This window comes from Klenkia sp. PcliD-1-E (assembly GCF_024124375.1).
In the GTDB taxonomy this organism is placed as follows: domain Bacteria; phylum Actinomycetota; class Actinomycetes; order Mycobacteriales; family Geodermatophilaceae; genus Klenkia.
In genome coordinates, this window is record NZ_JAMXRZ010000102.1 from 1 (window position 1) to 14,558 (window position 14,558).

Annotated in this window: 20 protein-coding genes and 1 pseudogene; 13 read left to right on the forward strand and 8 right to left on the reverse strand. The window is 75.3% G+C overall.

Going from position 1 to position 14,558, the window contains the following annotated elements:
• Both NH342_RS17485 and serB read left to right on the forward strand, forming a co-directional pair.
• Nucleotides 1-207 (forward strand): annotated as a pseudogene (locus NH342_RS17485) (cytochrome ubiquinol oxidase subunit I); the annotation flags it as partial.
• 77 nt (nt 208-284) lie between these two features.
• Entirely contained in the window at nt 285-1,508 is a 1,224-nt protein-coding gene (gene serB / locus NH342_RS17490; protein WP_253016664.1) for a phosphoserine phosphatase SerB, read from the forward strand.
• Nucleotides 1,509-1,603: 95 nt separating this feature from the next.
• On the opposite strand, the gene NH342_RS17495 is transcribed toward serB, so the two are convergent.
• Both NH342_RS17495 and NH342_RS17500 read right to left on the reverse strand, forming a co-directional pair.
• Nucleotides 1,604-2,197, reverse strand: a complete 594-nt coding sequence (locus NH342_RS17495) for an isochorismatase family protein (protein WP_253016666.1) — start codon at nt 2,195-2,197, stop codon at nt 1,604-1,606.
• 18 nt (nt 2,198-2,215) lie between these two features.
• Nucleotides 2,216-3,493 (reverse strand): nicotinate phosphoribosyltransferase, encoded by a 1,278-nt coding sequence (locus tag NH342_RS17500; RefSeq protein ID WP_253016668.1) that lies wholly within the window; start codon nt 3,491-3,493, stop codon nt 2,216-2,218.
• Nucleotides 3,494-3,516: 23 nt separating this feature from the next.
• Here NH342_RS17500 and clpS point away from each other — a divergent pair, with 23 nt between their 5' ends.
• Nucleotides 3,517-3,813: an ATP-dependent Clp protease adapter ClpS gene (clpS, locus tag NH342_RS17505; protein ID WP_253016670.1), complete on the forward strand. Its 297-nt coding sequence runs from the start codon at nt 3,517-3,519 to the stop codon at nt 3,811-3,813.
• Entirely contained in the window at nt 3,810-4,289 is a 480-nt protein-coding gene (locus NH342_RS17510) for a DUF2017 family protein (RefSeq protein ID WP_253016672.1), read from the forward strand. Before clpS ends, NH342_RS17510 begins: the two co-directional genes overlap by 4 nt.
• Here NH342_RS17510 and NH342_RS17515 read toward each other — a convergent pair.
• Nucleotides 4,228-4,587, reverse strand: coding sequence for a hypothetical protein (locus NH342_RS17515; protein WP_253016674.1), 360 nt, complete (start codon nt 4,585-4,587; stop codon nt 4,228-4,230). The genes NH342_RS17510 and NH342_RS17515 overlap by 62 nt on opposite strands.
• An 85-nt stretch (nt 4,588-4,672) precedes the next feature.
• Here NH342_RS17515 and NH342_RS17520 point away from each other — a divergent pair, with 85 nt between their 5' ends.
• From NH342_RS17520 to NH342_RS17550, 7 genes are all read left to right on the forward strand, one after another.
• Nucleotides 4,673-5,146 (forward strand): Mov34/MPN/PAD-1 family protein, encoded by a 474-nt coding sequence (locus tag NH342_RS17520; protein WP_253016676.1) that lies wholly within the window; start codon nt 4,673-4,675, stop codon nt 5,144-5,146.
• Between the two features lie 101 nt (nt 5,147-5,247).
• Nucleotides 5,248-5,523, forward strand: coding sequence for a MoaD/ThiS family protein (locus tag NH342_RS17525; protein ID WP_253016678.1), 276 nt, complete (start codon nt 5,248-5,250; stop codon nt 5,521-5,523).
• Between the two features lie 5 nt (nt 5,524-5,528).
• Nucleotides 5,529-6,479, forward strand: coding sequence for a PLP-dependent cysteine synthase family protein (locus NH342_RS17530; RefSeq protein WP_253016680.1), 951 nt, complete (start codon nt 5,529-5,531; stop codon nt 6,477-6,479).
• Complete coding sequence (locus NH342_RS17535; protein WP_253016682.1) at nt 6,476-7,162, forward strand: HAD-IA family hydrolase; 687 nt, start codon at nt 6,476-6,478, stop codon at nt 7,160-7,162. Before NH342_RS17530 ends, NH342_RS17535 begins: the two co-directional genes overlap by 4 nt.
• An 11-nt stretch (nt 7,163-7,173) precedes the next feature.
• The gene (gene murI / locus NH342_RS17540) at nt 7,174-7,980 is read left to right on the forward strand and encodes a glutamate racemase (RefSeq protein ID WP_253016684.1); all 807 of its coding nucleotides are present in this window, start codon (nt 7,174-7,176) and stop codon (nt 7,978-7,980) included.
• Nucleotides 7,977-8,717 (forward strand): MBL fold metallo-hydrolase, encoded by a 741-nt coding sequence (locus tag NH342_RS17545; RefSeq protein ID WP_253016686.1) that lies wholly within the window; start codon nt 7,977-7,979, stop codon nt 8,715-8,717. Before murI ends, NH342_RS17545 begins: the two co-directional genes overlap by 4 nt.
• Complete coding sequence (locus tag NH342_RS17550; protein WP_253016688.1) at nt 8,717-9,649, forward strand: DNA polymerase domain-containing protein; 933 nt, start codon at nt 8,717-8,719, stop codon at nt 9,647-9,649. The genes NH342_RS17545 and NH342_RS17550 overlap by 1 nt, the downstream gene beginning before the upstream one ends.
• A gap of 1 nt (nt 9,650) precedes the next feature.
• Here the strand turns inward: NH342_RS17550 and NH342_RS17555 are convergent, their stop codons facing one another.
• Genes NH342_RS17555 through NH342_RS17570 form a run of 4 tightly spaced genes read right to left on the reverse strand, consistent with a single transcriptional unit; the run spans nt 9,651 to nt 12,632 of the window.
• Complete coding sequence (locus tag NH342_RS17555; RefSeq protein ID WP_253016690.1) at nt 9,651-10,190, reverse strand: GNAT family N-acetyltransferase; 540 nt, start codon at nt 10,188-10,190, stop codon at nt 9,651-9,653.
• Between the two features lie 41 nt (nt 10,191-10,231).
• Nucleotides 10,232-11,668, reverse strand: coding sequence for an NADP-dependent phosphogluconate dehydrogenase (gene gndA / locus NH342_RS17560; RefSeq protein ID WP_253016693.1), 1,437 nt, complete (start codon nt 11,666-11,668; stop codon nt 10,232-10,234).
• Nucleotides 11,669-11,698: 30 nt separating this feature from the next.
• A complete protein-coding gene (gene bcp / locus NH342_RS17565; protein WP_253016695.1) occupies nt 11,699-12,184 on the reverse strand; it encodes a thioredoxin-dependent thiol peroxidase in 486 nt (161 codons plus the stop codon).
• A 43-nt stretch (nt 12,185-12,227) separates the two neighbouring features.
• The gene (locus NH342_RS17570) at nt 12,228-12,632 is read right to left on the reverse strand and encodes a secondary thiamine-phosphate synthase enzyme YjbQ (protein ID WP_253016698.1); all 405 of its coding nucleotides are present in this window, start codon (nt 12,630-12,632) and stop codon (nt 12,228-12,230) included.
• A gap of 36 nt (nt 12,633-12,668) precedes the next feature.
• On the opposite strand from NH342_RS17570, the gene rph reads away from it, so the two are divergent.
• On the forward strand, nt 12,669-13,391 hold the full coding sequence (gene rph / locus NH342_RS17575) for a ribonuclease PH (protein ID WP_253016702.1): 723 nt from the start codon (nt 12,669-12,671) through the stop codon (nt 13,389-13,391).
• Entirely contained in the window at nt 13,388-13,993 is a 606-nt protein-coding gene (gene rdgB / locus NH342_RS17580; protein ID WP_253016703.1) for an RdgB/HAM1 family non-canonical purine NTP pyrophosphatase, read from the forward strand. The genes rph and rdgB overlap by 4 nt, the downstream gene beginning before the upstream one ends.
• Here rdgB and NH342_RS17585 read toward each other — a convergent pair.
• Complete coding sequence (locus tag NH342_RS17585) at nt 13,990-14,466, reverse strand: hypothetical protein (protein ID WP_253016704.1); 477 nt, start codon at nt 14,464-14,466, stop codon at nt 13,990-13,992. The genes rdgB and NH342_RS17585 overlap by 4 nt on opposite strands.
• Nucleotides 14,467-14,558 lie beyond the last annotated feature (92 nt).

Sequence of the window (14,558 nt, forward strand, 5' to 3'; positions counted from 1 at the left end):
GCCACCTCCAGCCCCCCGCCGCGGCACAACTTCCTGGAGATCCCCCGCATCCGCTCCGAACGCCCCGCCTTCGAGCTGCACTACCCCCACCTGCGCGAACGCCTCGAAGCCGAGGCCCACGCCGGCAAGCGGCACGAGCCCTACGCCGAGGAGCTGCTGTCGGGCACCGGCACCCGGGCCGGGGTGAACGACCCCGACCCGTTCTAGGCAGCACCCGGCACGACCAGGACGCACCCTCGGCCCGGCCGAGGGGGCGTCCCGGCGTTGCGGCACCATGAGCACCCGTGACCGGCCCTGATCCGCAGACCGCCGTGCCGCACGCCGGGGCACTGCTGACCGTCACCGGCGCCGACCGGCCCGGGGTGACCGCGCGGCTGTTCGGCGCCCTCGCCGGCGTCCCCGCGCTGGAGGTCGTCGACGTCGAGCAGGTGGTCGTGCACGGCCAGCTGGTGCTCGGCGTCGTCGTCCACGAGCACGGCGGCACCGCCGAGGACGACCTGGTCGCCCGGCTGGCGCCGCTGGCCGCCTCGGTGGGCGCCGCGACGGGGGTGCAGGTGACGGTCGAGGCAGCGGCCGGCGCGACCGGGCTCGGCGCCGACGGGGTCCGCCGGCACCACGTCATCGTGCTGGGCCGCCCGGTGCCCCCGGACGCCGTCGGCGGCGCCGCCCAGGCCATCGCCGACGTCGGCGGGAACATCGACGCCATCCGGCGGCTGTCGGACTACCCGGTGACCAGCTTCGAGCTGACCGTCTCCGGTGCCGAGGCAGCGCCGCTGCGCGCCGCGCTCGGTGCGGTGGCCGCGGCCACCGGGGCCGACGTCGCCGTCGAGCAGGTGGGGCTGGCCCGGCGCAGCAAGCGGCTGATCGTGCTGGACGTGGACTCCACGCTGGTCCGCGGTGAGGTCATCGACGAGCTGGCCGCCCGCGCCGGTCGGGCGGCCGAGGTCGCGCGGATCACCGCCGCGGCGATGAACGGCGAGCTGGACTTCGAGCAGTCGCTGCGGGCCCGGGTGGCCGCCCTCGCCGGGCTGCCGGTCCGCGTGCTCGACGAGGTGCGCGAGCACCTGGTGCTCACCCCCGGCGCGCGCACCCTGATCCGCACGCTGCAGCGGCTCGGGTTCCGCTGCGGGATCGTCTCCGGCGGCTTCAGCCAGATCACCGATCGGCTGGCCGGGGACCTCGGTCTGGACTTCGCCGCCGCCAACACCCTCGAGGTCGCCGACGGCGTGCTGACCGGCGGTCTGGTGGGCGAGATCGTCGACCGGCCCGGCAAGGCCCGCGCGCTGGCCCGGTTCGCCGCCGAGCACGGCATCCCGCTGGAGCAGACCGTGGCGGTCGGCGACGGCGCCAACGACCTGGACATGCTGACCACCGCCGGGCTGGGCATCGCGTTCAACGCCAAGCCGTTCGTGCGCGAGCAGGCGCACACCGCGCTCAACCAGCCCTACCTGGACGCCGTCCTGCAGGTCCTCGGCTTCACCCGCGACGAGGTCCTCGACGCGGTGTGATCCGTCGTCCTCCGGACGACACCGCGACCAACGGCCGTCCCCCCGCGGCGACGAGCGCGTTCCCGCCGTTCTCGGCGACCCTCCGGGCCACCTCGTCAGCCGGCCGGCGTGGTCCAGTCCTGAGGGACACCCTCGAGCCCCACGCCGGCTGCGCGGAGCTGGTCCAGGGCGGCCTCGGTGGTGGCCTCGGCGACGCCGGCGGTGAGCGGCAGCAGCACGGTCGTGGCGAAACCCTCGGCGACCGCGTCCAGCGCGGTGGCGCGCACGCAGTGGTCGGTGGCGACGCCGACCACGTCGACCTCGTCGACGCCGTGCCGGCGCAGCCAGTCGGCCAGCCCGACGCCGTCGGCGGCGCCCTCGAACCCCGAGTAGGCGGCGGCGTGCTCGCCCTTGTCGAACACCGCCCGCAGCAGCCCGCGGTCCAGGTCGGGGTGCAGCTCGACCCCGCCGGTGCCCACCACGCAGTGCCGCGGCCAGGTCTCGACGAAGTCGGGGGCGTCGGAGAAGTGCCCGCCGGGGTCGACGTGGTGGTCCCTGGTGGCCACGACGTGGGCGTACTCCCCGCGCTCCAGGCCCTGGCCGGCGTGCTGGGTGACCGCCCGGGCGACCGCCGCCCCACCCGCCACGGCCAGGCTGCCGCCCTCGCAGAAGTCCACCTGCACGTCGACCACGACCAGTGCCTTCGTCATGGCGTCATCCTGCCGTCCTCAGGCGCTGAGCGTGTCGAGGGCCGGCTCCCCGCGGGACAGCGCCCACGCCTCGGCCGGCAGCGCTGCCCGCACCCGTTCGTGGTGCTCCCGCGCCGCCCGCAGCCGGCCGGCGGCGTCCAGGTCCTGCACGCACCGGCCGCCGCGCACCAGCGGCACCACGAGGTCGCGGTCGCCGTCCCGCGGGGCGATCGGCCCCGGGACGACGACCTCGGCAGTCGCGGTGCCGGCGGCGTCGTGCCGGCGGACGGCGGACTTGCGGCCGCCCACCGACCGCTTGCCCTCCGCGACCTTGGCCACCGGCACCCCGTCGCGCTCGACCAGCTTGTAGACCATCCCGGCGGTGGGCGCGCCCGAGCCGGTGACCAGCGAGGTGCCCACGCCGTACCCGTCGACCGGGGCAGCGGCCAGGGCGGCGATGGCGTACTCGTCCAGGTCGCTGGTGACCGTCACCCGGGTGCGGTGCGCGCCGAGGGAGTCCAGCAGCTCCCGGGCCTGCCGGGCCAGCTCGGCCAAGTCACCGGAGTCCAGCCGCACCGCGCCCAGCTCCGGGCCGGCCACCTCGATCGCCGTCCGGATGCCCTGCAGCGTGTCGTAGGTGTCGACCAGCAGCGTCGTCCCGGTGCCCTGGGTCGCGACCTGGGCGCGGAAGGCCGCCGCCTCGTCGTCGTGCAGCAGGGTGAACGCGTGCGCGCTGGTGCCCGCCGTCGGCACCCCGTACCGCTCCCCGGCGGCCAGGTTGGACGTCGACCCGAACCCGACCAGGAAGGCGGCGCGGGCGGCGGCCACCGCGGCCTCCTCGTGGGTGCGCCGCGAGCCCATCTCGATGCAGGGCCGGCCCCCGGCCGCGCCGACCATCCGGGCCGCGGCCGAGGCGATCGCGCTGTCGTGGTTGAGCACCGAGAGCACCAGGGTCTCCAGCAGCACCGCCTGGCCGAACGGGGCGCGGACGGTGAGCACGGGGGAGCCTGGGAAGAAGACCTCGCCCTCGGCGTAGCCGTCGACGTCCCCGGTGAACTCGAAGGCAGCCAGGTGGTCCAGCAGCGCCGGGTCGGTGAGCCCCTGCTCCCGCAGCGCCGCGATCTCCTCGTCGCCGAAGCGGAAGTCGGCGAGCTGCTCGAGCAGTCGGCCGGTGCCGGCCACGACGCCGTAGCGGCGACCGTGCGGCAGACGCCGCGCGAACACCTCGAACACGCAGTCGCGCCGGTGCGTGCCGTCGGCGAGGGCGGCGGCCAGCATGGTCAGCTCGTACCGGTCGGTCAGCAGCGAGGGGCGCACGACCCGGAGCCTAGAGTGGCCCGGTGGCCGCACCGCTCGCCCCGGAGACGACCCCGGGCACCGTCGTGCGCGAGGAGTCCGAGCTGGACCGGCCGTGGGTGACGATCGTCTGGGACGACCCGGTCAACCTGATGACCTACGTGACCTTCGTGCTGCAGGAGCTGTTCGGCTACGACGAGGCCACCGCCACCCAGCTGATGCTGCAGGTGCACCACGAGGGGAAGGCGATCGTGAGCTCGGGCCCGCGCGAGCGGATGGAGCACGACACCAGCAGGCTGCACGCCTACGGGCTGTGGGCCAGCTACCAGCGCGACTCGTGACGCCCTTCCGCCGCCGCGGCGACCAGGTGGTCGGCGGCCTGACCGACGCCGAGTCCGCCGTCGTCGGGCTGCTGCTGGACCAGCTCGAGGAGCTGCTGGCCGACGACGCCCCGGCCGACGACCCGGTCGTGGGCCGGCTGTTCCCCGCCGGCCACGCCACCGACGCCGAGCTCGCCCGCGACTACCGGGACCTGACGGGCGCGGCCCTGCGGCAGGGGAAGACCGAGGACCTCGCCGCGGTGCGGGCCACCCTCCCGCCGCAGGGTGGCGACGTCGCGCTGGCCGACGACCAGGCCCGGGCGTGGCTGCGCACCACCAACGACCTGCGGCTGGCGCTGGGCACCCGGCTGGGCATCACCGCCGACACCGACCACGAGCGCCCGGCGTCGCAGGAGATGACCGTCTACTCGTGGCTCACCGCGGTGCAGGGGTCGCTCGTCGACGCGCTCGTGGCGGGCGGGGGGCGCCGGAGGTGAGCACGACCAGCGCGGCCAGCAGCAGGTCCAGGACGAAGGCGACGTAGACCAGGCTCGGCAGGTCCTCGACGTCGCGGACGAGCGCGCCGACGGTGGCCACCAGCACCAGGGCCGACAGCAGCAGGATCAGCAGCAGGCCCAGCAGCCGACCGGTCACCACGACGACGAACTCCGACCGGCTGCTGCCCGGGCTGCGCAGGCTGCGCGGACCCCGCCGGGTCAACCGACGGCTGCCGACGACGAGGGCGGGCAGGGCGAGGAGGACGACGCCGGCCGCCATGAGGACCTGGATCAGCACGCGGACACCACGGACCGCGACGCTACCGTCCGGGGCCCCAGGAGTTCACCGCGTGCGGCCGGCCGGCCCCATCTAGACTCGTCCCGTGCTGCGCATCGACCGGGCGTCCTACGACGCGATCGTCGCGCACGCCCGTCGTGACCACCCCGACGAGGCCTGCGGCGTCGTCGCCGGGCCCGAGGGCAGTGACCGGCCCGAGCGCTTCATCCCGATGCTCAACGCCGCCCGGTCACCGACGTTCTACGAGTTCGACAGCGCCGACCTGCTGACGCTGTACCGGGAGATGGACGACCGGGACGAGGTGCCGGTGGTCGTCTACCACTCGCACACCGCCACCGAGGCCTACCCCTCCCGCACCGACATCAGCTACGCGTCCGAGCCGTTCGCGCACTACGTGCTGGTCTCCACCCGCGAGCACGGCGACCAGACCGGCCTGGTCGGCGACGACATCGAGTTCCGCAGCTTCCGGATCGTCGACGGCGAGGTCACCGAGGAGGACGTCGACGTCGTCGAGTCCTACCTGTTCGGGCACTCGCCCACCACCGTCGTCTACGACTGAGCCGCGGAATCCCCGCCGCGCCCGCGGCGTTCCCCCAGCACGAGACCACCCTCGCTGCGTGCTGCGCGAGGTGACCCCACCCGACGAAAGGCACGAGACCCATGGCCATCGAGGTCCGGATCCCGACCATCCTGCGCACCCACACCGGCGGCAACAAGACCGTCTCCGGCTCCGGTGCCACCCTCGGCGCGCTGGTCGAGGACATCGACAGCCAGCACCCCGGCATCAAGGGCCGCCTGGTCACCGACGAGGGCAAGCTGCACCGCTTCGTCAACGTCTACGTCAACGACGAGGACGTGCGCTTCACCGGTGCCCTGGACACCGAGCTGAAGGACGGCGACTCGGTCACCATCCTGCCCGCGGTCGCCGGCGGCTGATCGCGATGGCCCGGTTCGCCTCCCTCGTCGACTCCCTCGGCGGCACGCCCCTGGTGGGGCTGCCGTCCCTGTCGCCGACCCCCGACGTCCGGCTGTGGGCCAAGCTCGAGGACCACAACCCGACCGGGTCGATCAAGGACCGGGCGGCCATCGCGATGGTCGAGGCGGCCGAGAAGGAGGGGCGGCTGCACCCCGGCTCGACCATCCTCGAGCCGACCAGCGGCAACACCGGCATCTCCCTGGCCATGGTCGCCCGCCAGCGCGGGTACCGGCTGGTCTGCGTGATGCCGGAGAACACCTCGGTCGAGCGGCGCCAGCTGCTGGAGATGTACGGCGCGCAGATCATCAGCTCCCCGGCCGCCGGGGGCAGCAACGAGGCCGTCGCGGTGGCCAAGCGGGTGGCGGGGGAGAACCCCGAGTGGGTGATGCTCTACCAGTACGGCAACCCGGCCAACGCCGAGGCGCACTACACCGGCACCGGCCCGGAGATCCTGGCCGACCTGCCCTCCATCACGCACTTCGTCGCGGGCCTGGGCACCACCGGCACGCTGATGGGAGTGGGCCGGTTCCTGCGCGAGCGCAAGCCCGGCGTCCAGGTGATCGCGGCCGAGCCGCGCTACGGCGAGCTGGTCTACGGCCTGCGCAACATCGACGAGGGGTTCATCCCCGAGCTGTACGACCCGGAGATGCTCGACGGCCGGTTCTCCGTCGGGCCGGACGACGCCGTGCACCGCACCCGCCAGCTCGTCGAGCGCGAGGGCATCTTCGCCGGCATCTCGACCGGGGCGATCCTGCACGCCGCGCTCGGCATCGCCGACAAGGAGGTGGCTGCCGGCCGGCGGGCCGACATCTGCTTCATCGTCTGCGACGGTGGCTGGAAGTACCTGTCCACCGGCGCCTACGCGGGAACCCTCGACGAGGCCACCGCCGCGCTGGAGGGCCAGCTGTGGGCGTGACGCCCGACCAGCAGCTGGCCCCCGACCTGCACGTCCCCGCCCGCGGGATCCTGTTCGACAACGACGGCGTGCTCGTGGACTCCCTGGCCTCGGTCGAGGGGTCGTGGACCCGGTGGGCGCAGGTGCACGGCATCGAGCCCGGCCGGGCGCTGGACGTCGTGCACGGCCGTCGCGCCGCCGACACCGTCGCGCTGCTGGTCGCCGAGGAGCAGCGCGCCGCCGCCGTGGACCTGATCGAGGCGATCGAGCTCGAGGACGCGGGGGTGTGCGCCGCGATGGCCGGCATCCCCGCGCTGCTCGCGCAGCTGCCGCCCGGCTCGTGGGCCGTGGTCACCTCCGGCACGCGCCGGCTGGCCACCGCCCGGCTGCAGGCGGCCGGCATCCCGGTGCCCGAGGTCTTCGTCACCGCCGACGACGTCGCCCTCGGCAAGCCCGACCCGGCCGGGTACCTGGCCGCGGCGTCCGGGCTGGGCCTGGCGCCGGCCGACGCCCTGGTCGTCGAGGACAGCCCGAGCGGCATCGCCGCAGGTCTGGCCGCCGGCTGCCCCGTGCTCGGGGTCGGCGAGGAGGCCCTGCACACCGACGCGGCGGTCGTCGTCCGCGACCTCGCCGGCTCCCGCTGGGCCGGTGACGGGCTGCTGCTGCCGGCCGCCACCGTGCTGCGCGGCCCCACCCGGCACTAACCTTCCCCCCGATGGGGACCGCAGCGCAGGCCGACTCGCCGATCGGGGTGTTCGACTCCGGCGTGGGCGGGCTGACCGTCGTCCGGTCGATCCTGGACCAGCTGCCGCACGAGGCGGTGCGCTACGTCGGGGACACCCGCCACGGCCCCTACGGCCCGCTGCCCATCGCGCAGGTGCGCGCGCACTCCCTGGCCGTCATGGACGACCTGGTCGAGGCCGGGGTCAAGATGCTGGTGGTGGCCTGCAACTCGGCCAGCGCGGCGTGCCTGCGCGACGCCCGGGAACGCTACGAGGTCCCCGTGGTCGAGGTCGTGCTGCCCGCCGTCCGCCGGGCCACCGCCGCGACCCGCAACGGCCGGGTGGGGGTCATCGGCACCCGGGCCACGATCACCTCCGGCGCCTACGCCGACGCCTTCGCCGCCGCCCCGCAGATCACCGTGACCAGCGCGGCCTGCCCCAGCTTCGTGGACTTCGTGGAGCGCGGGGTGACCAGCGGCCGGCAGCTGCTGGGCCTGGCGCAGTCCTACCTGGACCCGCTGCTGGCCGCGGGGGTGGACACCGTCGTCCTGGGCTGCACGCACTACCCGCTGCTGACCGGGGTGTTGTCGCTGGTCCTCGGCCCGGAGGTGACCCTGGTGTCCAGCGCCGAGGAGACCGCTCAGGACGTCTACCGGGTGCTCACCGGTGCCGACCTGCTGCGCCCTGACGACGCCCCGCCGCCCCGGCACGCGTTCCTGGCCACCGGCGACCCGGAGCCGTTCGCGCGGCTGGGCCGGCGGTTCCTCGGTCCCGAGGTGGAGACGGTGGTGCCGGCGTGAGGCTGACCGTCGTGGGCTGCTCGGGCTCCGGGCCGGGCCCCGAGTCGCCGGCGTCGTGCTACCTGGTCGAGCACGACGGGTACCGGCTGCTGCTGGACCTGGGCAGCGGCTCCTTCGGCGCGCTGCAGAAGGTGCTGCCGCCCGACGAGGTGGACGCCGTCCTGCTCTCGCACCTGCACGCCGACCACTGCCTGGACGTCGCCCCGTTCGTGGTGTGGCGCCGCTACTCCGGCCTGGCCACCCGCAACCCCCTGCCGCTGTACGCCCCGGTCGGTGCCGACCGGCGGCTGCGGCTGGCCTACGACCTCTCCGACGGGCCGATCGACGACGTCTTCGAGGTGTTCGGGATCGGGGCGGGCGCGTTCGACCTGGGCCCCTTCCACGTGGAGACGGCGCGCACCGCGCACCCGGTGGAGTGCTACGCCTCCCGGCTCACCGCCGGCGGGCGGTCGCTGGTCTACACCGGTGACACCGGCGCCTGCCCCGCCGTCGTCGAGCTGGCCCGCGGTGCCGACGTCCTGCTCGCCGAGGCCGCGCACCCCGACGTCCCCGGGTTGCCGCCGGCCCTGCACCTGACCGGCCGCGAGGCCGGGGAGCACGCCCGGGACGCCGGGGTGGGCCGGCTGCTGCTGACCCACGTGCCGGCGTGGGTGGACCCGGCGACGCAGCTGTCGGCCGCCCGGTCGGTGTTCGGGGCCGCGGAGCTCGTGCGCCCGCTCGGGGTCTACGAGGTCTGATGGACGAGGTCCGCTTCTCCTCCCTGGACGACGAGCTCGGCGACGGCCTGGGGGTGACCAAGCGGGCGCTGGTGGAGCACTACGACGCCTTCGCCGACCGGCTGGTGCCCCTGCTGGCGGGCCGGCCGCTGACGATGGTGCGGATCCGGCCGGGTGCGGCGGCGTTCGTGCAGCGGGACATCCCCAAGGGCGCACCGGGGTGGGTGCGCACGGCCGCGACGTGGTCCGACCGCACCCGCCGCGAGGTGCACCAGGTGCTGGTGGAGGACCGCCGCACCCTGCTGTGGCTGGCCAACCAGCGGGCCGTGGAGCTGCACGTGCCGTTCTCCCCGCTGGTGGACGGCGCGTTCGCCGCACCCACGGGGCTGGTGCTCGACCTCGACCCGCCCGAGGACGGCGAGTTCGGCCAGGTCGTCGCGGTGGCCCGGCTCGCCCGGGAGGCCCTGGCCGGCGCCGGGCTCTCGGGTGCGGTGAAGACCAGCGGGTCCAGCGGCCTGCACGTCGTGGTGCCGGTGCGCGGGTCCTCGCCCGAGGACGTCGCCGCCGCGACCCGGGCGCTGGCCGCCCGCACGGCCGCGCTCGACCCCGGGGTCGCGACGACGGAGTACGTGGTGGCCGACCGCGGTGGGCGGGTGTTCGTCGACTCCACCCGGTCGGGGCGGGGCACGATCGCGGTGGCCTACTCGCCGCGGGCCCGGCCCGGCCTGCCCGTGTCGGCGCCCGTGTCGTGGGACGACCTGGACGGCGCCACGCCGCGCGGGGTGACCGTCGCCGACGCGGCGGACCGGATCACCGGCGACCCGTGGGCGGGGTCGCTGCCCGCGCCGCAGGAGCTGCCCGCCGACCTGGTCGCGCAGGGGCACACCATCCCGGTCGCCCGCGTGGCCGCCATGCACGAGGGCAAGCGCCGCAAGCGGGCCGCGGGGAGCTGAGTCACCGGGTGGCGGCGTAGAGCAGCATGTCCCGGCGGGTGCCGCCGATCTCCGTGTGGCTGCGCAGCACCCCCTCCCGCAGGTAGCCGGCCCGCTCGGCGGTGCGGACCGACGCGGTGTTCCACGGCTCGACGAGCAGGGCGACCCGGTGCAGGCCCCCGATGCTCCAGGCGAACGCGGTCAGCGCGGTGAGGGCGGCCGCCGCGCGGCCGTGCCCGCGCTGCGAGGGCAGCACCGCGTACCCGGCGGTGGCCCGGCCCTCGGCGAGCTCGGCCAGGTGCAGCCCGGCCGTGCCGGCCATCCGGTCGTCGGGGCCGGCGAGCGCGAAGGAGAACCCGGCGCCGGTGGCCCACCGGTCCTGCTGCCGGGCGATCCAGGCCGCTGCCTGCGCGTCGTCGGCGTGGGCGGGCAGGCTGCCGATCAGCGGGACGTAGGGGTCGGTGGCCAGCTCGCGGACGGCGGGCATGTCGTCGTCCCGGAACGCTCGCAGGTGGACCGTGCCGCACCGCGGTGGCTCGGCGGGCCAGGGAGGGAGCTGCACGGGTCCACCCTCCCCGGCGCCGCCCGGGTCCGCGGCGCCGGTCAGGCCTCGACCTCGCGGCCGTCCTCGGACCACATCGTGTGGAACGAGCCCTCGGCGTCCACCCGCTTGTAGGTGTGCGAGCCGAAGCGGTCGCGCAGGCCCTGGATCAGCGCGGCGGGGGAGCGCTCGGCGCGCAGCCCGTCGTAGTAGGCCAGCGCGCTGGCGAAACCGGGGGCGGGCACGCCGTGCCGGGCAGCACCCGCGACCACCTGCCGCCAGCCCTCCTGCGCCTCGGCCACCGCGTCGCGGAAGTAGTCGTTGGTCAGCAGCGTGGTGAGGTCGGGCTCGTCGGTGAACACCTGCCGCACCCGGTCCAGGAACGCCGCCCGGATGATGCAGCCGTCCCGCCAGATCGCGGCCAGCGCGGCCCGGTCGACGTCCCAGCCGTGCTCCTCGGCGCCGCGGGCGATCTGGTCGAAGCCCTGCGAGTAGGCGACCACCTTCGCCGCGTACAGCGCCTGGCGCACGCTCTCGACGAAGGCGTCCCGGTCGGCGACCTGGTCGTCCCAGTCGCGGCCCGGCCCGGGCAGCACCTGCTGCGCGGCCTCCCGCTGCTCGGCGTGCCCGGACAGCGCCCGCGCGAAGACGGCCTCCGCGATGCCCGACACCGGCGTGCCGAGGTCCAGCGCCGACTGCACGGTCCAGCGGCCGGTGCCCTTCTGCTCGGCCTCGTCGAGCACCACGTCGACGAACGGCTTCCCCGTCCGCTCGTCGGTGTGCCGCAGCACCTCCGCGGTGATCTCTATCAGGTAGGACTGCAGGTCGCCCTCGTTCCAGGTGGCGAACACGTCCCCGATCTCCGCCGGGGACAGGCCCAGCCCCTGCCGCAGCAGGTCGTAGGCCTCGGCGATCAGCTGCATGTCGGCGTACTCGATGCCGTTGTGCACCATCTTGACGAAGTGGCCGGCGCCGTCGGTGCCCACGTGCGTGCAGCACGGTTCGCCGTCCACGTGCGCGGAGATGTCCTCCAGCACCGGGCCGACGATCGCGTACGCCTCGTCCGAGCCGCCGGGCATGATGCTCGGCCCGTTCAGCGCGCCCTCCTCGCCGCCGCTGATCCCGCAGCCGACGAAGTGGATGCCCCGGCCCTGGAGCTCCTCGGTGCGCCGGATGGTGTCGGTGAAGCGGGCGTTGCCGCCGTCCACCAGCACGTCGCCCTCGGCCAGCAGCGGGGCGACCTCGGCGATCACCGCGTCGGTCGGGTCGCCCGCGGCGACCATGATGATCACCGTGCGGGGCTGCTCGAGCTGGTCGACCAGCTCCTGCGGGGAGTCCGCGCGCACGAAGTCGCCGTCGTCGCCGTGCGCCTCCAGCAGCGCGTCGGTCTTCGCCGCCGTGCGGTTGTGCACCACCACCTGGTGGCCGTGCCGTGCCAGGTTGCGGGCCAGGTTGGCCCCCATCGTCGCGAGGCCGGTGACCCCGATCTGTCCGCTCATGGGTTCGGTCGTGCCCGACCGAACGGGTGGCTAACCGAGACCGAGGTCCCGGCGCAGCTTCGCGACGTGCCCGGTGGCCTTGACGTTGTAGGCCGCCCGCTCGACCTTCCCCTCGGTGTCGAGCACGAAGGTCGACCGGATCACGCCGACGACCTCCTTGCCGTAGAGCTTCTTCGGCCCGTAGGCGCCGTACGCGGCCAGCACCGACTTCTCCTCGTCCGAGACGAGGGTGATCGACAGCCCCTCCTGCTCCCGGAAGCGCATGAGCTTCTCGGGGGCGTCGGGGGAGATGCCGATGATGTCCAGCCCCGCCTCGGCGAACTCACCCGCGGCGGCCGTGAAGTCCACCGCCTGCGTGGTGCAGCCCGGGGTCAGCGCCGCGGGGTAGCAGTAGACGACGACCCGGCGGCCCCGGTAGGAGTCCAGCGACACCGGGTTGCCCTCGGCGTCGGGCAGCGTGAAGTCCGGCGCCTGGTCGCCGGGGGACAGGCGCGTGGCGGTGGGGCTGTCGGTCATGCGGGCATCGTGGCAGACCCGACGGCTCCCCGGTGCCCTCGGGTCAGCCGCGCAGGAAGCTCAGCCGCACGTGCCGGGTGGGGTTGTCGCCGTTGGTGTCCACGAAGCAGATCCGCTGCCAGGTCCCCAGCGCCAGCCGGCCCTCGAGCACCGGCACCGTGGCGTGCGGCGGCACGAACGCCGGCAGCACGTGGTCCCGCCCGTGGCCCGGAGAGCCGTGCCGGTGCCGCCACCGGTCGTCGGTGGGCAGCAGCTCGTCGAGCTGGGCGAGCAGGTCGTCGTCGCTGCCCGCGCCGGTCTCGATGATGGCCACCCCGGCGGTGGCGTGCGGGACGAACACCTGCAGGAGGCCGTCGGCCTCCCCGCGGACGAACTCCGCGCACTCGTCGGTGAGGTCGACGACGGCCGGGGTCCGGCCGGTGCGGACCTGGCGCAGTTCCGATCGCATGGGACCAGTGTTCCCCGCCCACTACCCTCGACCCACGTGACCCGCCCCGACGGCCGCAGCGCCGACCAGCTCCGCCCGGTGACCATCACCCGCAACTGGCTCGACCACGCCGAGGGCTCGGTGCTGGTCGAGTTCGGCCGCACCCGCGTGCTCTGCGCGGCCAGCGTCACCGAGGGCGTGCCCCGCTGGCGCCGCGGCTCGGGCCTGGGCTGGGTGACCGCCGAGTACGCGATGCTGCCGCGCGCCACGCACACCCGCAGCGACCGCGAGTCGGTCAAGGGCAGGATCGGCGGCCGCACCCACGAGATCAGCCGGCTCATCGGCCGCTCGCTGCGCGCCTCCATCGACCTCGGCGCGCTCGGCGAGAACTCCATCGCGCTGGACTGCGACGTCCTGCAGGCCGACGGCGGCACCCGGACGGCGGCCATCACCGGCGCCTACGTCGCCCTCGCCGACGCCGTCGCCCACCTCGGCGCGCGCGGCAAGCTGGCGACGAAGGAGCCGCTGGTGCAGTCGGTGGCCGCGGTCAGCGTCGGCGTCGTCGACGGCGAGCCCCGCCTGGACCTGGCCTACGAGGAGGACGTCAAGGCCGGCACCGACATGAACGTCGTCTGCACCGGCGACGGCGGGTTCGTCGAGGTGCAGGGCACCGCGGAGGGCGCGGTGTTCGACCGGGCCACCCTCGACCGGCTGCTGGACCTCGCCGTCGCCGGGTGCGCCGACCTGACCCGCATCCAGGCCGAGGCGCTGCAGCGATGACCCGGTTGGTCCTCGCCACCCGCAACGCCGGCAAGCTCGCCGAGCTGCAGCGCTTGCTGACCGCCGCCGTCCCCGGGGTCGAGGTGCTCGGCCTGCGCGACGTCCCCGAGTACCCCGAGGCGCCGGAGACCGGCGCGACGTTCGCCGACAACGCGCTGCTCAAGGCTCGGGAGGCGGTGCGCCACACCGGCCTGCCCGCGGTCGCCGACGACTCCGGCATCACCGTCGACGCGCTCAACGGCATGCCGGGCATCCTGTCCGCCCGCTGGTCGGGCCGGCACGGCGACGACCCGGCCAACACCGCGCTGCTGCTCGGCCAGCTGGCCGACGTCCCCGACGAGCGCCGCGGTGCCGGGTTCGTCTGCGCCGCGGCCGTCGTCCTGCCCGACGGCACAGAGCGGGTGCTGGAGGCCACGTGGCGGGGCAGCGTGCTGCGCGAGCCGCGGGGCACCCACGGGTTCGGCTACGACCCGGTCTTCCTGCCCGAGGGCCTGGACCGGACGTCGGCGGAGCTGGCGCCGGCGGAGAAGGACGCGATCAGCCACCGCGGCCAGGCCTTCGCCGCCCTGGTGCCCGTCCTGGCGGAGCTGCTGGGCTCCTAGCGGGTCGCCGTCCAGCTGACGAAGGCGACCGCGCCGGTGACGAACACCGGCGGGAACGCCAGCACCAGGAAGGCCGCGACGACGCGGTCGGTCCGCCACCGGGGTGCCGGCGCGGGCGGTCCGCCGGACCGGGCGGCCTGCCACGCCTCCACCCGGGCCCAGCCCGGGGCGACCCCGCACAGCAGGGCCGCCACCGCGGTCCCGGCCAGCACCAGCGGCAGGTGATCGGGCTCGAGCACGACCACGCCGGCGGTCGCGGCGCCCGCGGCGAAGCCGGAGACGGTGATGGCCCCGAGGACGAAGACCGCCCCGAGGACCAGGGCGGCGAGCACGCACAGGCCGGGCCACAGCAGGGCGCCCGGGACGCCGGTCAGCAGCCCGACCCCGGCGGCGACCGCCAGCCCGGCGAGGACCCCGACCAGCACGACCGCCATCGGCAGCCGCACCGGCTCCTGGACGGGGACGGTGGTCACGGCCGGTCCAGCGCCCAGCCGAGCAGACCGGTGGCGGGGGTCGGCGCCGCGGCGTGCCGGGCCCGGCGCGGGGACGGCGGCACCGGCGGCGG

Excerpts from the sequence above, each read along its gene's own strand:
- NH342_RS17495 (WP_253016666.1), bottom strand. The coding sequence starts at position 2,197 with ATGACGAAGGCACTGGTCGTGGTCGACGTGCAGGTGGACTTCTGCGAG.
- NH342_RS17525 (WP_253016678.1), top strand. The coding sequence starts at position 5,248 with ATGGCCATCGAGGTCCGGATCCCGACCATCCTGCGCACCCACACCGGC.
- NH342_RS17530 (WP_253016680.1), top strand. The coding sequence starts at position 5,529 with ATGGCCCGGTTCGCCTCCCTCGTCGACTCCCTCGGCGGCACGCCCCTG.
- murI (WP_253016684.1), top strand. The coding sequence starts at position 7,174 with ATGGGGACCGCAGCGCAGGCCGACTCGCCGATCGGGGTGTTCGACTCC.
- NH342_RS17550 (WP_253016688.1), top strand. The coding sequence starts at position 8,717 with ATGGACGAGGTCCGCTTCTCCTCCCTGGACGACGAGCTCGGCGACGGC.
- gndA (WP_253016693.1), bottom strand. The coding sequence starts at position 11,668 with ATGAGCGGACAGATCGGGGTCACCGGCCTCGCGACGATGGGGGCCAAC.
- bcp (WP_253016695.1), bottom strand. The coding sequence starts at position 12,184 with ATGACCGACAGCCCCACCGCCACGCGCCTGTCCCCCGGCGACCAGGCG.
- NH342_RS17570 (WP_253016698.1), bottom strand. The coding sequence starts at position 12,632 with ATGCGATCGGAACTGCGCCAGGTCCGCACCGGCCGGACCCCGGCCGTC.
- rdgB (WP_253016703.1), top strand. The coding sequence starts at position 13,388 with ATGACCCGGTTGGTCCTCGCCACCCGCAACGCCGGCAAGCTCGCCGAG.